Here is a 16,727-nt window from a genome sequence, read left to right as displayed (position 1 = left end):
CACAGCGCTCATCCGATCGGCGCAGGGTGGCAATATGCGCGTTTGAAGTACACTAGACCGCTTTCTACTGGCGAATCGATCACGGCGTCGACTTCGGAAAAGAGCACATTGTGGCTCCCCACTTCCACGGTATTGGTGACGCGGCAGGCGAGGCTCACTAGCGCGCCCCGCAAGGCGGGAAGGCCGTGGTTGACCTCCGTCCAAAGGCCGGTTTCGAATCGTTTCGCAGTGCCTTCCCGTGCCGATTGAGAGAAAGCCAAAGACACGTCGCCCTGATCCCCTGCCAGGACGTTCACGCAGAGCACGCCGTTGTTTGCAAACGTCTCGCGCTGCACACTAAGCCGGTTCATGCACACGAGGACGGTAGGCGGCGAATCGGTGACGCTGCAGACCGCCGATGCGGTGAAGCCGCCGCGGCCGGCCGGGCCGTTGGTGGTGATCACGCACACCCCGCTCGGCAGCTTCGCCATGGCGGCGCGAAATTCACGGGCATTCAGCATTTTCATCTCCGTCGGGGCGATGAGAGCAGCGCAGTTCGACACTCTTGTCAATAATTGACGATAATATCAATTACGAGCATAATGGTGGAAGAGCGACCCCCTGCGGCCTGCCACGTTGCGCTCCCTGCCCGGCGCGCGTCGGTTTGCCTGCTGCACGCGCGTGAAGGTACCGGCAAGTTGATGCATATCTGCTACGGCGCGGCAAATTCGGCCTTCGAAGCGTTGCATTATTGACGATAGTGTCAAGTACGCTTAGGCTGCCTCCGAAATGAGTGGAAAGCGACGCCGCAAAGCAGGCGCGTAATATAACGATAATCACACATGGAGAGGCCATATGCATTGCAAGAAAGCGTTGGGATATTCGACACTTGGTGCGCTCGCCGTGGCCTTGGCCGCGTCACCCGCGATGGGGCAGGAGGTGCATCAAGCGCAGCAGTCCACGCCGGCCCAAGGCGGTGCTTCGCCCGCACAACTCGAGGAAATCGTGGTCACGGCGCGCAAGGTCGCGGAAAACATCCAGAATGTGCCGATCGCGATCACGGCCTATAGCGGCGATGAGTTGAAGCGCCAGAATGCGCAGACCTTTCCGGATGTGGCTACGCTTACGCCGAGCTTGCAGATAGCCCCTTCCCAGACCAGTTCCGCTGCCGTGATCATCCAGATGCGCGGCCAGGTGCAGCAGGATACGCTGGCCACGCTCGATCCTTCGGTTGGTACCTATGTGGATGGCATCTATTGGGCGCGTGCTTATGGTCTTACCGCCACGCTGGTCGACGTTGCCGGATTCCAGGCGCTGAAAGGGCCGCAGGGCACTTTGTTTGGCCGCAACACCACCGGCGGCGCGATGCTGATCAATACCAAGGATCCGGAGTTAGAAGGGCTTTCCGGGTCGCTTTCGGGCACCTATGGTCGCTTCAATCAGCAGTCGCTGACCGGCATCCTGAACGTTCCGATCGTCACCGATGTCTTGGCGGCGCGCATCGCCTATTCCGGCAACCGTCGGGACGGCTATGCTCGCGAAGTAAACACGGGAACGATGCTCAATAATGTCAATGACTATACGATTCGTGGAAAGGTTCTGATACATCCGACGGAAAACTTCCGACTTCTGTTGTCTGGAGAGAAATATCACACCGACACGCTACAGGATATGGGTCGCCTTGCCTATTTCAGCCCCAATGGTCTTCCGTCGTTCGAGGCGGGGCTAGAGGCGCTCGGCCCCGCCGGATGCCTGGCCAATCAAGCGGCATGCCTCGCACGTGGTAACGCAATCCTGGCAAAAGATGTGGGGCTGGCGACATCGCAGTATCAGACTTCGCTCAGCTCCATTCCCCGCGCGATCCTGACCGCAAAGACCTTCTCCGCAACGGCCACGCTCGGCACCTCTTTTGGCGAAATCAAAGCGATCGGCGGATATCGCAGCACCGACTCGCAGCTTATTAACAGCGATCCTGACGCATCGAGCGTAAGGATTCTGTACGGGGCGGCGGCCGACAAATATGGTTTTGCCGCCAGACAGGCGATGGAGCAGTGGTCGGGTGAACTGACGGTAACCGGCAAGGCCCTCGCCGGCGCGCTGGATTATGCTGTTGGTGGATTCCTGTTCCACGAGTTCGGCAATGATGACACGCCGTCTTCGACGCTTCCGGAGCTCAGCAAGCTCCAGACCGGCGGACTGGGCGCGATTACCGACTATTTCGGCAAGATCGATACCAAGAGTGTCGGCGTTTATGGCCAATCCACCTATCACGTGAACGACAAGCTATCGGTGACGGGCGGCCTTCGCTGGTCGCGTGACAAGCGCTCGCTGGTTTCGAGCAACGGGACCTATCTGGTCGATCCTAACAGCACCGCCATCGTTTCGTTTCTCTGCGGATTCCCGGCACAGGGCTGTCCGAACGCGCGTAGCGGTTCCTTCGACGGCGTCGCATACACTGCCTCCATCGACTACAAGATCAACCGTGACGTTCTTGCCTATTTAAAGACCGCCAAGGGTTTCCGCAGCGGCGGCTTCGCGTTGCGCGGTATCGCAGCCGTGCCCGCCTCCTTGCTGCCGTTCGCACCAGAAATCGTTTATAGCTATGAAGGCGGCATCAAGAGCGAACTCTTCGATCGCAAGCTGCGTATCAACTTGGCTACCTATTATACGCATACGACGAACAAGCAGATTAGCACCTTGGTGGCACAGAACAACGCGATCGTAACCGTCGCTTCCAACGCAGGGGCCGTAGATATCTACGGTGCAGAACTGGAAGTTACCGCCCTGCTGGGAGGAGGATTCCAGGTAAACGCGACGGCCGCTTATACCAAGCCGAAATACGCCTCGTTCATCGATTTCAACAACTTCGATCGGAGCCACGAGCCGTTTCAGCTGACCCCGCGCTGGACGGCATCGCTTTCGCCGCGCTGGCACGGAGATGTCGGCAGCGGTAAGCTCGCACTGCAGACCGACCTGGTATATCAATCCTCGCAGTTCAACTATCCGCAGGGATTTTATCAGGACTCTTCAGGCGTATATCACGATAGCGAGAATGGCGCCGTTACCTCTGCGGCGGACGTCGCAGGATATAATTTTGCGAACGTCGACAAGGAACATGTCGTCATCAATGCGAACGCGACGCTTACGGTGCTGGATGGGAAGCTGGACCTGACTCTTTGGGGTAAGAATCTTACCAACCTTAAAGATTATGTCAGCAGCCTCACGCTGCCTGCGCTCGGCTTCGGTCGCGGTATCCTCCGCGAACCGCGCACCTATGGCATGACCGCTACGGTCCGGTTCTGACCTTGCGTTGAAGATGAGTTGAGGGCGACCGGGGTCCCGGTCGTCCTCAGCTATTAAGCGCCATCGCTGTTTCGCCGGAGCCGGCGCTCGTATAGGCTGCCGTCTCCCGGTCAGACACTGATACCGGTCGCGGGTTCCTGCATGGCCTGTTCGAGCGCGGCGGCAAGTTGCGGCACTTCGGCGAGCGAGCGCATGGTGTCGTTGAGGTGCGTGCAGCCCTGGGTGCGTGCAAACAGTTCCAGCACGGTTTGCCGCAAGCTTGCAACCGAGGTGCCGACCAGTCGATCAACACTGAGCGTCGCAGCGGGGCAATAGCTGAACGGCAAAATCCGGGGATCGGCAACCGCCGAGACGATGACCAGCGTCTCTCGGTCTACCGTCACGCGCAGGAGATATTCGTGGACGGCGAGGCGGCCGCCATCTGGCAGTGGGCAACTGTCCTGAAAATGCGTGTCGGCAAGGATCCGGTCCTCGTCAAAGCGGACGTCGATCCGCCGCGCGCGACGCGCGGCCGGGCCTTGCTGCGCCGCAAGCCTGTGCCAGGCCAGGGCATCTGGCGTCGCGTCCAGCGGTGCGACGCGGTGATGATGCGGCGCCCGCCCTTCGGGGCCGCCGATCATTACCGGCGAATCCGGGCTGAAGCCCATGCACACGCCTTCCATGCTCGCATGCCGCGCATCGATCTGTGCCTGCTCGGCGGGGCTCAGCGCACGATCCGGAAACCACTGCATCGCGCCCCAGTTCGCTACCAGGCTAGCACCGGCGATATCGTCGAGCAGCAGATAGAGTGGCGTGCCGCGGGCAAGCTCGTCGCCCAGCGTGGCGGCAATGGCCGATCGCAACTGGCTGCCGGCACGCGCTCCAGCCAGCGCTGTCGCAGCTGGCCGTTCCGGAGCGGTGGCAAGCGCGATGATCTCGCGTTGGGGGGTGAGGCGCGCCGTGAAGCGATCCTCGGCGAGGATGCGCGGCTCCATTCCTGGCGGGGGGGTTAGCAGGTCGCGGGCGTGGCCGGTCATGTGCATCGTCGTGCCCCCTCCTTCCGGCCAGCAGGTGTCGATCGTCGTGGTGCGCCGGATCGACCAAGGTGCGCGCGCGAACGTGGCGGGGGCGGGACCGGTAGCGTTCGGGACATTCAGAATCGGCAAGACATCACGCTCCTTCGGAATCGGCCACGCACGGCGGTAACGTCAGGCCATGGAGGACACATTGGATCAATGTCTAATGTTTCGATGCGAAGGCAGCGATGCCGGCCCTGGCTTCGTCGCTGGCGGCGACGCGCTCGGCGCCGCGCGCTTCGCACGCAAGACCTTCTGCCAGTGGACGGCCCCAGCCGCCGGACAATGCCCGGCGAATCTCGACCGAAGCGGTGATCCCGCCGCGCGAGCAGCGATCGGCGAGCGCCACCGCTGCCGCCAGCGCATCCGCGGCAACGGCGTTGACAAGGCCGATTCGTTCGGCCTGGGCGGCATCGATCATCTCGCCGGAGAGCATCAGTTCTGCTGCCCGCGCATAGCCGACCAGCCGGGGCAGCAATTGCGTGCCGCCATAGGCCGGCATCAGGGCGTGGGTGATTTCGGGCAGGCCGAGCCGCGCGTCCGTCGCCGCGACGCGCAGGGTACACGCCATGCCCAGCTCGAGGCCGCCGCCGAGCGCCAGCCCGTTATAGGCTGCGACAGTGACTTTCGGAAAGCCGTCCAGCCGCAGCATCAGCTGGTGCATCCGCGCGATCCTGCCGGCGGGATCGTTGCCGCCTTCCTTGAGATCGGACCCCACGCAAAAGGAACGCCCGGTGCCGACGATCACCAGCGCGCGCGCTTCCACATCGCCATCGACCTGATCGAGCGCTGCTTCGATCTCGCCCACCATCGCTTCGTTGATCGCGTTGAGCACCTTGGGCCGGTCGAGGCGCAGGATCGCCACCGATCCGTGCCGGGTGAGTTCGGTCGTCGTCGTCATGTCAAAAGCCTTTCACGAATCCACTCCGGCCCGCGCGGGCCGAGCGGCAGAGCCGCGGTCATCGGCCGCGGCGATCATTTGGCGGACGCACCGTCCAGCGCCGCCCGGTATTCCGCAGCCAGACGCGCCACCAGGCGATCGGCCGGCAGAACTTCGTCGATCCCGGCAATGCCCTGGCCGGCGGACCAGATTTCCTTCCAAGGCTTGATCGGCGATCCGTCTGGAGCAACCGTTACCTTGGGATGGCGCAGATCAAGCGTCTTCGGGTCGAAGCCGTGCTGCCGCAGCGATGCGTTGAGGAACGAGGCGGGCGTGCCGCTCATCGCCGCGGTGGTCGTAACGTCTCCCGCTCCGCCTGCGACCAGCATCGTGCGATGCTCGGCATCGACATTGGCCTCGGGCGTGGCGAGAAAGCGGGTGCCCATATAGGCCATGTCGGCGCCCGCCACGATCGCCGCCGCCACGTCGCGGCCGGTCGACAGCGCGCCCGCCAGCAGCAGCGTGCCATCGAAGCGTCTGCGGGCATCGGCCAGGAAGGCGAACGGGTTGAGAAGGCCGGTATGCCCGCCCGCGCCGCTGGTGAGCAGAATGATGCCGTCAACGCCGGCCTCCGCGGCGATTTCGACATGCCGCGCGCTCGCAGCATCGTGAAAGACCAGACCGCCATAGCCGTGCACTGCCTTCACCACCTCGCTGTCCGCGCCGAACGAAGTGATGACGAGCGGCACGCGGTGGCGGATGGTGACGGCAAGGTCGTCGGCCAGCCGGGTATTGATCTTGCCGACGATCAGGTTGACGCCATAGGCTGCGTCATCGGGGCCGAGTGCCGCCGCCATCGTCGAAAGCCATTGGTCATACTCTTCGATCGTCCGGGCGTTCAGTGCCGGGAAGGTGCCGATCGCCCCCGCACGGCAGGTTTCGATTGCCAGCTTTGTCGTGGACGCGATCAGCATCGGGGCGGCGACCACAGGAACCCGGAGGTTGGCGGCGAGGACGGCAGGTATGGCCATCAGTCTTCAGTTCCCTCTTTCTCAATGCGGACGAGCGGGGTGTCCACCTCGGCGCCCTTGGGGAAACCCCGAAAGGCGACGACCTGGAGCGCGCATTCGCCCGGTTCGGGCGACAGGACGCCTCCCGAGCGCAAGGCTGCGCGCAGATAGGCTTCCATCGGCGTCACGCTCCCGGTTCGATCGCGTCGATCTCGACGACGACTTTACCCAGTGAGGTGCCGTGCGATGCGGCAACCATCGCTGCGCGGAATTCCGTGAAGTCGAAGCTCCGGCCCAGGGGCGGGCGTAGTCCCGCAGTGCACCAGGCGTCGATGCAGGCAAGGTTGGCACGATGCCGCTCGGGCTCGTTCAGGGCGAATTGGCGGATGTCGACGCCGACCAGCGCCGCGCCCTTGAGCAGCGCGAGGTTGGCCGGCAGGCGCGCGATCGGCCCGCCGACGAAACCGACGACCAGATGTCGCCCTCCCCAGGCGAGGCTGCGGAAGGCCGGTTCGAACAACGGGCCTCCCACCGGATCGAAAACCAAGTCGATGCCGCGCCCGCCGGTCATCGCCTTCAGGGCGCCGCGCCAATCGGGGATGCTGTAGTCGAGGGCGAGATCGGCACCCTGTTCGCAGGCGAAGCGGCGCTTTTGTTCGGTCGACGCGCCCGCGATGACGCGGGCGCCGAGCCGCTTGCCGATCTGCACTGCGGCGATGCCCACGCCGCCCGCGGACCCCAGCACCAGCAGCGTCTCGCCGGGCCGCAACGCGCCCCTGTCCTGCAGTGCATGCAAGGCGGTGGCATAGTTCGACCGGTACGCCGCCGCTTCGGCGAAGCTCATTCCTTCCGGCATGGGGGCGAGCTCGTCCGGCTTTGCCACGACATGATCGGCGAGCACCCCGCTGGGGCGCGTGACGGTGACCGAGGTACCCGGCGCGAAGCCCATCACTGCGGTGCCGACAGCAACCACCGTGCCACTGCCTTCCGAGCCGGGTACGAACGGGAGCGCAGGCGTTACCTGGTAGCGTCCGGCTGAGACCAAAATGTCGGCATGGCCGAGGCTGACCGCACGGATCCGAAGCAGCACTTCGTCAGGGGCGAGGGGAGCGATCGGCTGTTCCACCAGCACATAATGATCGGGCGGACCCAGTTGCGTGGCCATCACGCGGCGCATCGTGGCAGGCGGGTGCGCCGACATCACGCGCTGCCGGTGACCGCTGCGGAGCACGCATTGGGAAGGGCGGTCACATGCGACGGCGTATTGCTGGTCGTGCGCTGCATGACCCTCGGCGCGCAGCGCGGGAGCAGGAGGAGCGTCGCCATGTTTTTCGAGATCCTCCTTCCTTTGCGCCCGGCTGTTCCGCCTGTCGCAGACCGCATTCTAGCGAGGCTGTTCTTATTTGACAATATCGTCAAAATTGGCCTGCCGCAGCTTGTATCGCGCCGTAGCATGCGTTATTGACGGTGTGTCAAGAAATTTGAAGATCGGCAGTGGCGACTGGCGGCAAGGAGAGGCGGGCCATGAAAATGGAAGATATGGTGATCGTCAGCGTGGACGATCATGCGGTCGAACCGACCGATGCGTTTTTCAAGCACTTCACCGGCATCTACAAGGACGAGGCGCCCCGCGTGGTGGAGCGCAACGGCAAGGACGTGTGGTTCTGGAACGACACGATCTTCCCTACGATCGGCCTGAACGCCGTGGTGGGGCGTCCGCGTTCCGAATACGGCATGGAGCCGGACCGATTCAATCAGATGCGGCCGGGCTGCTACGACGCCAAGGCGCGCATTGCCGACATGAATGCCAATGGCATTTGCGGTTCGCTCAACTTCCCGACCTTTCCCTCCTTTGCTGGCAACCAGTTCATCAAGGCCGCGCAGAAGGGAGACGGCGAAAAGGCGCTGCGCGCGGTACGCGCCTGGAACGACTGGCATGTTCTGGACTGGTGCGCCGAAGGCCCCGGCCGTTTCATTCCGATGATCATGCTGCCGCTGTGGGACATGGACGCTATCCTCGCGGAAATGAAGCGCTGGGCGGCGCATGGCGTGCATGCCGTGACGTTCCCCGACAATCCGGCGCGCGTCGGCCTGCCCAGCATCCACAACGAATATTGGGAGCCGTTCTGGAAGGCCTGTGTCGATCACAAGATGGTCATCAACTGCCATATCGGCACCGGCGGAGCGGCCGAGCATGCCTCGAGCGAGTCGCCGATCGATGCGTGGATCACCACCATGCCGATCTCGATCTCGAACGCGGCGGCCGACTGGCTGTTCGCCGACTTCATGCGCCGCTACCCAGATCTGCGCATGGCGCTTTCGGAAGGTGGCATCGGCTGGATCCCGTATCTGCTCGAGCGTGCCGATTATACCTATGAGCATCATCGCGAATGGACGTTCTGCAACTTCGATGGTCTTCGCCCGTCCGACATCTTCAAGCGGCAGATCATCACCTGCTTCGTCGATGATCAGTTCGGGTTGAAGAATCTCGATTACATGAACCCTGATCTGGTCTGCTACGAGGTCGATTATCCCCACTCGGATACGCTGTGGCCGAACTGCCCGGAATATCTCTGGGCGTCGGTAAACCATCTCGCGCCCGAGGTGATCGACAAGGTCACGCACCTCAACGTGATGCGCGAATATAATTACGATCCCTTTGCCGTGCTGGGCGGGCGTGACCAATGCACGGTTCGCCACCTGCGTGAACTGGGCAAGGACGTGGACGTGTCGCCTCGGGCCAATCTGGGCGGGCTCAAGACCGACAGCATGGACCTGGTGGGCACGGCGCGGCGGCGCGTGACCTCGGGCGAAATCATGCAGATGTTCGCCTCGGCATAACCACGCGTCGCACGCAACGCATCGAAAGGGGGCGCCTTCGAACCACGAAGGCTCCCCCTTTGTTTGCGCGTTGCAGATGTTTGGCGGCGGGGCGGATGCGCGCCCGGGAAGGCGCGGGCCCGGCCGGAGAAGCGTCGCCAGCCGGGCGCGACCGATCAGGCGATCTCGCGAACCACGGGGGCGGGCTGGCGACCTCGCACCAGCCGGCCCGGAAATTCGCCGGTCGGCTGATCGTCCTTCAGGATGATCTCGCCGGAAACGATCGTCCACCGATAGCCGCTCGCGGCCTGGTCCAAGCGTCGGCCGCCGGCGGGTAGATCGTCGACGATGCGCGGGGCATAGAGGGCCATTCCGGCGTGATCGAAGACGTTGATGTCCGCCTTGTAGCCGGGAGCTAGGATGCCCCGGTCGCCGAGCCCCATCACGCCCGCCGGAGTCGACGTCATCGCCTTGACTGCCTCCTCCAGCGTCAGCCGATCGCCCTGCCGGTCGCGGGCCCAGTGCGTGAGGACGTAGGTGGGATAGCTGGAGTCGCAAATCAGGCCGTAATGGGCGCCGCCGTCGCCCAGCCCGATCACGCAATGCGGATCGCGCATCATCTCCAGTTGGTAGCTGAGGCTGCCCTGCGCGTAGTTGGCGATCGCGACCAGCAGCAGCGCACGGCCATCCTGTTCCAGCAGCAGGTCGTAGGCGATCTCTTCGGGGATGCGGCCCTCGCGTTCGGCCATCGCGGCGACGCTGTCGGCGGGATCCGGCTCGTAGCAGGGCGGGTCGCCCAGCCGGTACATGTTCTTCCACTGGCGCGTCATCGCCGTCATCGGCAGCAGCGCATTGCCCGGCTGTTCGGAGACGATCCGCGCCCGGACCTCGGGGCGCCTCATTTCGGCGACCCGCTCGGCGAGCGGCAAATGGGCGATCGCCTGATAGGATGCGCAATAGACGAAGGGGTTGCTGGTCAGTTCGAGCCCGGCCAGCATGCCCACCGGGCGCGGGAAAAACTGTGGATGGACGAGGCCGCCGCCGGCCTTGTTGTGCGCCTGCGTCAGGTGCAGCAGCTTGCGCCAATGGTCCGGATGCTCGTTGATCTGCGACATCGTGTAGGTCACCGGCAGACCCGACGCCTCGCTCATGATCTTCATCAGCGAGAAGCACTTCTCGGCGGAGGAGCCGAACGTTCCGAGATCGGGAAGTATCTGGAGAACGCCGCCGCCGCCGTCGCGCACCGCGCGCGCGGCGTTGGCCAGCTCTTCCGAACCGACGTCGAAGCTCGGCACATGCTCGCCATCGGCGCGGCGATCGAACGCCGTGCGCGTCGAGCCGAAGCCCAGCGCACCGGCGCGCACGGCTTCGCTGATCAGGTCGTGCATCGCCTTGAGGTCATTCTCGTCGGCGGGCGCGCGGTCCGCGCCGCGCTTGCCCATCGCATAGACGCGTACCGCCGAGTGCGGTACGAGCACACCGACGTCGATGTCGCGCGCGCGCGCTTCCACGGCGTCGAGATATTCCGGGAAGGTCTCCCATTCCCAGGTCAGCCCTTCCTTCATCACCACGCCGGGAATGTCTTCCACGCCTTCCATGGTGATGCACAGCAGCGGGCGGTCCTCCGGGCGGCACGGGGCGAAGCCGACGCCGCAATTGCCCATCACCACGGTGGTCACCCCGTGCGAGGACGAGGGATTGAGGCGCGACGACCAGATCGCCTGCCCGTCATAATGGGTGTGCAGATCGATGAATCCCGGGGTCACGGTGAGGCCGGTTGCATCGATCTCGCGTTCGGCGGTGCCGTCGATGGCACCCATTGCGGCAATCATGCCCCCGCGCACCGCGATGTCCCCTACATAGGCGGCAGCACCCGTCCCGTCGACGATTGTGCCGCCGCGGATGACCAGGTCATAGGTGTCCATAGCTTCCTCCATGTGAACTCTTTCGATTCGGTGTGCGCCGTGCCCGAGGCGGTGTGAGAATCAGACGGGCGTCTTCGCCGCTGCATCCAGTATGCGCATCTGCGCGGGGTCCAACCGCAACGTGACGGCCGGTAACAGGCTTTCGACCTGCGCAACGCTGGTCGCGCTCACGATCGGCGCGGTGACACCCGGCGTGGCCATAATCCAGGCGAGCGCGATCTGCGCCGGGGTTGTGCCGGTCTGTGCTGCGACGCTGTCGAGTGCGGCGAGGACGGCTTCGCCCCGCGGGTTGAAATAGCGGCCGAGCGCGGCGTGGCGGTGGCTGCCCTGCACGTCTTCGAGCTGGCGATATTTGCCCGTCAGAAAGCCGCTCGCGAGCGCGAAGAAGGTGATCACGCCCATGCCACGTCCTACGCAGACGTCCCGCAATCCCGGGGGGAAGGCGCCTGCCGCCATCAGGTTCAGTTGCGGCTGATAGACCGAATAGCCTGCCAGCCCGCTCGCCTCGGCGATATCGAGTGCAGCCTGAAGCCGGTCTTGGCGGAAGTTTGACGCTCCGAGCAGCCGCACCTTGCCCGATCGCACCAGCCGATCGAACGTGCGCGCCACCGCTTCCTGCGGCACGTCCTCGTCGTCCGAATGGGCGAAATAGACGTCGATATAGTCTGTATCGAGGCGACGCAGCGAGGCTTCCACCGCCGTTTCGATCAGCGCGGGCTTCAGCCCCGTTTCGCCGTTGATCTTGAGCAGGCCCACCTTCGTCGCGACCTGCACCTTGTGGCGATTCCCGCGTGCCTTCATCCAGCGTCCGATGATGGTTTCCGACTCGCCGCCGACATTGCCGGGGGCGTAGGCGTAATAGACGTCGGCAGTATCGATCATCGTCGCGCCGCCCGCCACGAAGGCGTCGAGCACCTCGAAGCTACGCTTCTCGTCGATCGTCCAGCCGAAGACATTGCCGCCGACGACAAGGGGGCCGATCGCGAGTCCGGTATTTCCAAGCAACTTCGCCACTCGCCTGTCCTCAGACTGGATAATTGAGATAATTCTGGTGAAAACACGAAAGCGTCGCGCCCAGCAGCGACGAAACGCGCGCCGCCGGGGCAAGCCCGCGGAACGTTGCTGACATGCGTGGGATTTCGAGGCCCAACGCCACGCTCGGCAAGGCCTCGACGAATGCACCGAGCGGGAATTGTCCCGTGCCCGGCAACATCCTGTCCGATGCGCTTTCGTGTTCGAGCCAGGTTTCGGGAACGCCCAATGGCCCATCGCAAAGCTGCACATGGCCGATTACCGCCGGATCCAGAGCGCCCACCGCTTCGATCGAGCCGCCCGATCGGACGAGATGAAGGATGTCGATCAGGATCCCGACCCCGGCATCCCCGGTGCGGGTGACGAGATCGAGCGCTTCCTCCAGGGTGCGGGGGCCGCGATAGGACAGGAACTCGACATTGACACGAATGTCATATGCTGCGGCCAGGTGCGCAAACCGGCTCAGCGTCTCGGCGGTGCCGTCGCTGCCGTCTTTCGCGATCACGGTCGCTGTCGCCGCACCCAGTTCCGCGCCCAGCGCAATCGCGCCTTCGTAGCGCGACACATCGGTGTCGGGACCGACCCGGAACACCTCCAAATTGCACACCCGCATGCCGGCATCGCGCAGCCGCCGCGCGACCGCAAGCGCGGCTTCCCGCTCGACCAGACAGGGGGCGACAAAGGCTGGCGTGGGGGAATTTACCCAGAGGCTCATGGCTCCGAACCCCGCTGCCGCCGCAATATCGATCGCTTCGCGTACAGGTATGTCGAGCACTGCCAGGGGCTCAAGGCAAAGCTGCCGAATTGCGGCTTCTCGTTGCACGACTTCCCTTCCATCCTCTCGCTTCGCGCCTCGAGATCGGGCGCATACCCAACCGCTTGAGGCGCCCTCGTGAATTCCTACATTTTTCGCCGGCCACCGACGAAACCGCACTTGATGGCGCTGGAACGATATTTGACACTTCTGTCAGAAATGTCCATAGCTAGCCAGCAGATTTGAGCGGACCCTGAACACAGGAAAGGTGCAACAATGACCACTGATGTCGTGCAATCCCATGAGGAGGTCGTCCGGCTGGCGACGCAAAATTCTCAGCGTTACACCTATGGCCGGGACGGCTTCCAGGTTTCCCCGGGTGCGCTGCTTACCGAGTCGGAAGTGACGGCGGCCCGTGAGCATGCGTGGAAAGTCCTGCAAGGGGTGTACGAAACCGGCGTCGCACCGCGGACCAACACCGGCGGCACCGACATCGCCAATCACCCGCCCTATATCGAGTCGCAGATGCCGCAGGACGCGGACAACGTGCTGCGCGAGATCATGGCGACCTCGCGCATGGCGGAATGGGCCGCGGAAGTGACCGGCGCCAAGCGCCTCAAGGTCTTCAACTTCATGGTCATGGCCAAATATCCGCGGTCGTCGACCAAAACCGTCGTGGGGTGGCACCAGGATCGTCGGTATTTCGAAAAGATCATCAACGGCCGCAGTATCAACCTGTGGGTCGCGCTCGACGATGTGCCTGTCGAACTCGGGCCGCTGCGGTTCGTGCCGGGCTCGCATCGCTGGGACGCGCTTTACCAGAGCGGCTTTTTCGAACACGACACCGATCGCCAGCGCGAGGAAATCAAGGTGCCTGAAGGCCAGGAATGGACCGAACTTGACTCGGTGCTTCCGGCCGGCTGGGGCTCCGTTCACCACACGCATCTGCTGCACGGCAGCGGCATGAACAGTGGCGACAGGCCGCGGATCAGCATGCTGCTGAACTATGGCATCGATGAATTTACCATGGTTCCGGAAAGCTATTTCGCTACCCGCCACGACGACCTGAAGGCAACTCCGATCGTCTACCAGGCCGCCTAGGCGCGTTCCCGCAAGGGGCGCCGGATGGGCAGGCAGGATTTCCGGGGAGGCCGGGCATCCTGCCGCCGATCCGGCAGGCGTCGGAAGATCCGTATGACCTCGTCCGAACGGATACCGTATCGACCGAGGATGCGATCACTTGACATTTTTGTCAGGAATTTGATTGCTACCACGGCTCCGGCCGCCGGTGGCAGCCGAGCTGCGCTGCGTTCAGTCGCGCGCGTGCCGCTTGGCCCTGACGTTGACGCTCGAGCCGTTCAGGATCGACGTTCCGCAGCACTGGCTGGACAGGATCGCGGTGAAGCTGGCTGACGCGGGCCCGCGCCGGAGGCTGGCGAGGCCTGGACGCCGGGAAAGAGCGCGGACGAGGCGGCAGGCGAAAGAACAGGAGAGTGTCAGATGAAGGCAAGGCTTCCCAAGTTCGATTTTTCCAACACGCCGGTGCACTGGTCGGTCAATCCCGAGTTCGCGCAGCGGATGAACGCGTCGTCGATCATCATTCCCCATCTCGAGCGATTCCTGAATCGCGTGATGGCGCACGCGCTCACCACTTTGAAGGACGAGCGCCATTCGGCGTTGCGGGCCGACGTTCGCACCTTCATCCGGCAGGAATCGAACCATTTCGCAACGCACCAGCGCCAGGCGCAGATACTGACGCGCGACGGCTATGACATCGCCGAACTGGATGCCTGGGTGGAGGCGGAATATGCGCGACTGTTCGAGACCAAGTCGCTCGCCTTTCTCTGCGCCTATTGCGACGGGTTCGAAACCCTGGGACCGATTACCGCAAAGATCTGGCTGGACAACGAACTGGGCGAACTGACCGCTTCCGGCGACCCTGAAATCATTTCGATGTGGATGTGGCACCTGGTCGAAGAATTTGAGCATCGCTCGGTCTGCTACGACGTGTTCCACGCCGTTCATGGCGGCTATTTCATGCGCATGAAGGGCTTTTTCGCCCAGATCGCGCACTTCAAGCGGATGATCACCCGCGTGACGGAGTATCTGCTGGAGTGCGATCGACAGAAGATGACCGCGGCGGAGCGGGCGGAATCGATCGTGCGAGAGAAGGCCGCGGCCAAGGCCGTCCACAAGGCGATGCTGCCGCGGTTGTTCAAGGTGCTGCTGCCGACCTACAATCCGCGCAGGCTGCCCGAGCCTGACAACTACCGCGCCTATCTCGCCAAGTTCGAGCCGTCCACGGCCTGAATCGGCGCGCTGGTGAGGGGCACAAGGCCCGCTCCGGCATATGCCGGAGCGGGTTTTCTGCTTACTTCTGAAGGATGGTGATGGCGCAGTTGCCGCCGGCGCCCAGCACATGGCCAAGCGCGGTCTTGGCGCCTTCCACCTGTCGCGGTCCGCAGGTTCCCCGGAGCTGTGCCACCAGTTCGACGATCTGACCAAGGTGCGATGCGCCGACCGGCTCGCCCTTGCTGATCAGGCCGCCACTCATGTTGACCGGCGTCGCCCCGCCGATCCGCGTCTGCCCGTCCTGCACCAGCCTGCCGCCTTCACCGACACCGCACAACCCGAGTTCCTCATAGATCTCTATTTCGCAGAAGGCGTCGGTGTCCTGAACCTCGAAGCAATCGATCTCGTCCACGCCGATGCCCGCGGCTTCATAGGCACGGGCGGCCGTCACTTCGGACGGTCCCAGATTGTCCATCGTCGCGCTCATCGTCTCGGCCGGGCACCGAAAATCGGACGAGTAGCGGGAAATGGTGTGCGCCACGGCGGCGACCCGAATGCCCTTGGCGCCCAGTTCGCGCACCTTGCGCTCGGACGCGAGAATGACGGCGGCCGCGCCATCGTTTGGCGCGCAGATTTCAAGTAGCCGGATAGGATCGCATACCAGCGGGGAATTCAGGATTTGCTCCATCGAGAATTCCTTCTGATACATCGCCATAGGGTTATGGACGCTGTTCAGATGGTTCTTGTGGGCCACCATGGCGATCTGTTCATGCGTGGTGCCATATTCGTGCATGTGGCGCATCGCGCGCATCGACCAATAGGCAGGGTTCATCGACATGCCGAGCTCGATCTGCCACGGGCTGTAGATCATCGACGGATCCATGAAGCCGCGCGGCATCTTTTCGGTGCCGGCCACCAGCACCAGATCGGCGTCGCCAGCGCGGATGGCCATCATGCCCTGGAGCAAGGCGGCGCCGCCGCTTGCACAGGCGGCCTCGATGTCGATGACGGAAATGTCGGTGGCGCCCAGGCACCGCAGGATCCGCGCGCCCGACGTCGCCGGCAGGTACATGCGCGCCATATAGGCGGCCTGGATGTCGCGCCACTCGACTCCGGCATCCGATAGCGCGGCCGCCGCGGCTTCCGATCCGATCTGCTGGTAGGATTTGTCGAAGCGCCCGAACGAGTGATAGCCGCTGCCGATGATATAGACGTTGCTCACATTCATTCTCCCATCGCGCCATAGGCGAAGGCGATCACTTCCGCGCCGTTCTCGTCGGTGCGCAGAACATAGGGGTGCAGGCGTAGCGGCATGCCGATGCGGAGATCATCGATCGTCGGAAGAAGCGGCGCCATGATCCGGAGGACTCCGTCGACTTCCACCAGACCCAGGCCGAAGGGCTTGAATTCCGCCGGACCGCGGTAATTGCCCGGCGGCCGATGCCGAACGATCGTGTAGGTGTAGAGCGTCCCCCGGTTGCCGAGTGCCACCGGCGACAGGTCCGCCGATCCGCAGTTCGGGCAGGCGTCGAGACTGCCCAGTCCCGTTTCGCCGCAGGCCGCGCACTTGCTTCCGCACAGATGGACGTCGGCAAGATCGTCGAGGGGGCCCGCGAAGAGCCCGTCCTTGATCGCGATCCGGTTGGTTTCGGTCGACATAGCGTTTGTTTCCGATCC

At 63.6% G+C, this 16,727-nt stretch carries 16 protein-coding genes; 5 read left to right on the top strand and 11 right to left on the bottom strand.

Annotated elements, in window-relative coordinates; all coding sequences use genetic code 11:
* Window positions 1-8: 8 nt before the first annotated feature.
* Window positions 9-500: a flavin reductase gene (locus IE191_RS14945; RefSeq protein ID WP_191325188.1), complete on the bottom strand. Its 492-nt coding sequence runs from the start codon at window positions 498-500 to the stop codon at window positions 9-11.
* A gap of 334 nt (window positions 501-834) precedes the next feature.
* Here IE191_RS14945 and IE191_RS14940 point away from each other — a divergent pair, with 334 nt between their 5' ends.
* Window positions 835-3,282 carry a TonB-dependent receptor gene (locus IE191_RS14940; protein ID WP_191325187.1) on the top strand — a complete coding sequence of 816 codons (2,448 nt, stop codon included), beginning with the start codon at window positions 835-837 and terminating at the stop codon, window positions 3,280-3,282.
* 110 nt (window positions 3,283-3,392) lie between these two features.
* On the opposite strand, the gene IE191_RS14935 is transcribed toward IE191_RS14940, so the two are convergent.
* The 5 genes from IE191_RS14935 to IE191_RS14915 all read right to left on the bottom strand — a co-directional run bounded on the left by IE191_RS14935 (window position 3,393) and on the right by IE191_RS14915 (window position 7,392).
* Window positions 3,393-4,304 (bottom strand): DUF2889 domain-containing protein, encoded by a 912-nt coding sequence (locus IE191_RS14935; protein WP_191325186.1) that lies wholly within the window; start codon window positions 4,302-4,304, stop codon window positions 3,393-3,395.
* Between the two features lie 196 nt (window positions 4,305-4,500).
* Window positions 4,501-5,238: an enoyl-CoA hydratase/isomerase family protein gene (locus tag IE191_RS14930; protein ID WP_191325185.1), complete on the bottom strand. Its 738-nt coding sequence runs from the start codon at window positions 5,236-5,238 to the stop codon at window positions 4,501-4,503.
* A 74-nt stretch (window positions 5,239-5,312) separates the two neighbouring features.
* A complete protein-coding gene (locus IE191_RS14925) occupies window positions 5,313-6,248 on the bottom strand; it encodes an NAD(P)H-dependent flavin oxidoreductase (RefSeq protein ID WP_191325184.1) in 936 nt (311 codons plus the stop codon).
* On the bottom strand, window positions 6,248-6,406 hold the full coding sequence (locus tag IE191_RS14920; RefSeq protein ID WP_191325183.1) for a hypothetical protein: 159 nt from the start codon (window positions 6,404-6,406) through the stop codon (window positions 6,248-6,250). Before IE191_RS14920 ends, IE191_RS14925 begins: the two co-directional genes overlap by 1 nt.
* Before the next feature lie 5 nt (window positions 6,407-6,411).
* On the bottom strand, window positions 6,412-7,392 hold the full coding sequence (locus IE191_RS14915; RefSeq protein ID WP_229815431.1) for an NADPH:quinone oxidoreductase family protein: 981 nt from the start codon (window positions 7,390-7,392) through the stop codon (window positions 6,412-6,414).
* A 159-nt stretch (window positions 7,393-7,551) separates the two neighbouring features.
* On the opposite strand from IE191_RS14915, the gene IE191_RS14910 reads away from it, so the two are divergent.
* Window positions 7,552-7,692 carry a hypothetical protein gene (locus tag IE191_RS14910; protein ID WP_191325182.1) on the top strand — a complete coding sequence of 47 codons (141 nt, stop codon included), beginning with the start codon at window positions 7,552-7,554 and terminating at the stop codon, window positions 7,690-7,692.
* A 59-nt stretch (window positions 7,693-7,751) separates the two neighbouring features.
* Window positions 7,752-9,068, top strand: coding sequence for an amidohydrolase family protein (locus IE191_RS14905; protein ID WP_191325181.1), 1,317 nt, complete (start codon window positions 7,752-7,754; stop codon window positions 9,066-9,068).
* 155 nt (window positions 9,069-9,223) lie between these two features.
* Here IE191_RS14905 and IE191_RS14900 read toward each other — a convergent pair whose 3' ends face one another.
* Genes IE191_RS14900 through IE191_RS21075 form a run of 3 tightly spaced genes read right to left on the bottom strand, consistent with a single transcriptional unit; the run spans window position 9,224 to window position 12,827 of the window.
* The gene (locus tag IE191_RS14900; RefSeq protein ID WP_191325180.1) at window positions 9,224-10,972 is read right to left on the bottom strand and encodes an N-acyl-D-amino-acid deacylase family protein; all 1,749 of its coding nucleotides are present in this window, start codon (window positions 10,970-10,972) and stop codon (window positions 9,224-9,226) included.
* A gap of 60 nt (window positions 10,973-11,032) precedes the next feature.
* Entirely contained in the window at window positions 11,033-11,986 is a 954-nt protein-coding gene (locus tag IE191_RS14895; protein WP_229815430.1) for an aldo/keto reductase, read from the bottom strand.
* Window positions 11,987-11,996: 10 nt separating this feature from the next.
* Entirely contained in the window at window positions 11,997-12,827 is an 831-nt protein-coding gene (locus IE191_RS21075; protein ID WP_229815429.1) for a sugar phosphate isomerase/epimerase family protein, read from the bottom strand.
* 207 nt (window positions 12,828-13,034) lie between these two features.
* Between IE191_RS21075 and IE191_RS14890 the strand changes: the two genes are divergently transcribed.
* Together IE191_RS14890 and IE191_RS14885 are read left to right on the top strand one after the other, a co-directional pair.
* The gene (locus IE191_RS14890; RefSeq protein ID WP_191325178.1) at window positions 13,035-13,859 is read left to right on the top strand and encodes a phytanoyl-CoA dioxygenase family protein; all 825 of its coding nucleotides are present in this window, start codon (window positions 13,035-13,037) and stop codon (window positions 13,857-13,859) included.
* Between the two features lie 399 nt (window positions 13,860-14,258).
* Window positions 14,259-15,068, top strand: a complete 810-nt coding sequence (locus IE191_RS14885; protein ID WP_191325177.1) for a metal-dependent hydrolase — start codon at window positions 14,259-14,261, stop codon at window positions 15,066-15,068.
* Between the two features lie 61 nt (window positions 15,069-15,129).
* Here IE191_RS14885 and IE191_RS14880 read toward each other — a convergent pair whose 3' ends face one another.
* Both IE191_RS14880 and IE191_RS14875 read right to left on the bottom strand, forming a co-directional pair.
* Complete coding sequence (locus IE191_RS14880; protein ID WP_229815428.1) at window positions 15,130-16,278, bottom strand: thiolase family protein; 1,149 nt, start codon at window positions 16,276-16,278, stop codon at window positions 15,130-15,132.
* Window positions 16,275-16,709, bottom strand: coding sequence for a Zn-ribbon domain-containing OB-fold protein (locus IE191_RS14875; RefSeq protein ID WP_191325175.1), 435 nt, complete (start codon window positions 16,707-16,709; stop codon window positions 16,275-16,277). The genes IE191_RS14880 and IE191_RS14875 overlap by 4 nt, the downstream gene beginning before the upstream one ends.
* Window positions 16,710-16,727: the final 18 nt, after the last annotated feature.

Source organism: Novosphingobium pokkalii (assembly GCF_014652855.1).
In the GTDB taxonomy this organism is placed as follows: Bacteria; Pseudomonadota; Alphaproteobacteria; order Sphingomonadales; family Sphingomonadaceae; genus Novosphingobium; species Novosphingobium pokkalii.
The sequence above is the reverse complement of the archived record's forward strand: the minus strand, read 5'-3'. Positions and strand labels throughout refer to the sequence as shown.

Excerpts from the sequence above, each read along its gene's own strand:
- IE191_RS14945 (WP_191325188.1), bottom strand. The coding sequence starts at position 500 with ATGCTGAATGCCCGTGAATTTCGCGCCGCCATGGCGAAGCTGCCGAGC.
- IE191_RS14940 (WP_191325187.1), top strand. The coding sequence starts at position 835 with ATGCATTGCAAGAAAGCGTTGGGATATTCGACACTTGGTGCGCTCGCC.
- IE191_RS14935 (WP_191325186.1), bottom strand. The coding sequence starts at position 4,304 with ATGCACATGACCGGCCACGCCCGCGACCTGCTAACCCCCCCGCCAGGA.
- IE191_RS14930 (WP_191325185.1), bottom strand. The coding sequence starts at position 5,238 with ATGACGACGACGACCGAACTCACCCGGCACGGATCGGTGGCGATCCTG.
- IE191_RS14925 (WP_191325184.1), bottom strand. The coding sequence starts at position 6,248 with ATGGCCATACCTGCCGTCCTCGCCGCCAACCTCCGGGTTCCTGTGGTC.
- IE191_RS14920 (WP_191325183.1), bottom strand. The coding sequence starts at position 6,406 with ATGGAAGCCTATCTGCGCGCAGCCTTGCGCTCGGGAGGCGTCCTGTCG.
- IE191_RS14915 (WP_229815431.1), bottom strand. The coding sequence starts at position 7,392 with ATGGCCACGCAACTGGGTCCGCCCGATCATTATGTGCTGGTGGAACAG.
- IE191_RS14910 (WP_191325182.1), top strand. The coding sequence starts at position 7,552 with ATGTTTTTCGAGATCCTCCTTCCTTTGCGCCCGGCTGTTCCGCCTGTC.
- IE191_RS14905 (WP_191325181.1), top strand. The coding sequence starts at position 7,752 with ATGAAAATGGAAGATATGGTGATCGTCAGCGTGGACGATCATGCGGTC.
- IE191_RS14900 (WP_191325180.1), bottom strand. The coding sequence starts at position 10,972 with ATGGACACCTATGACCTGGTCATCCGCGGCGGCACAATCGTCGACGGG.
- IE191_RS14890 (WP_191325178.1), top strand. The coding sequence starts at position 13,035 with ATGACCACTGATGTCGTGCAATCCCATGAGGAGGTCGTCCGGCTGGCG.
- IE191_RS14885 (WP_191325177.1), top strand. The coding sequence starts at position 14,259 with ATGAAGGCAAGGCTTCCCAAGTTCGATTTTTCCAACACGCCGGTGCAC.
- IE191_RS14880 (WP_229815428.1), bottom strand. The coding sequence starts at position 16,278 with ATGAATGTGAGCAACGTCTATATCATCGGCAGCGGCTATCACTCGTTC.
- IE191_RS14875 (WP_191325175.1), bottom strand. The coding sequence starts at position 16,709 with ATGTCGACCGAAACCAACCGGATCGCGATCAAGGACGGGCTCTTCGCG.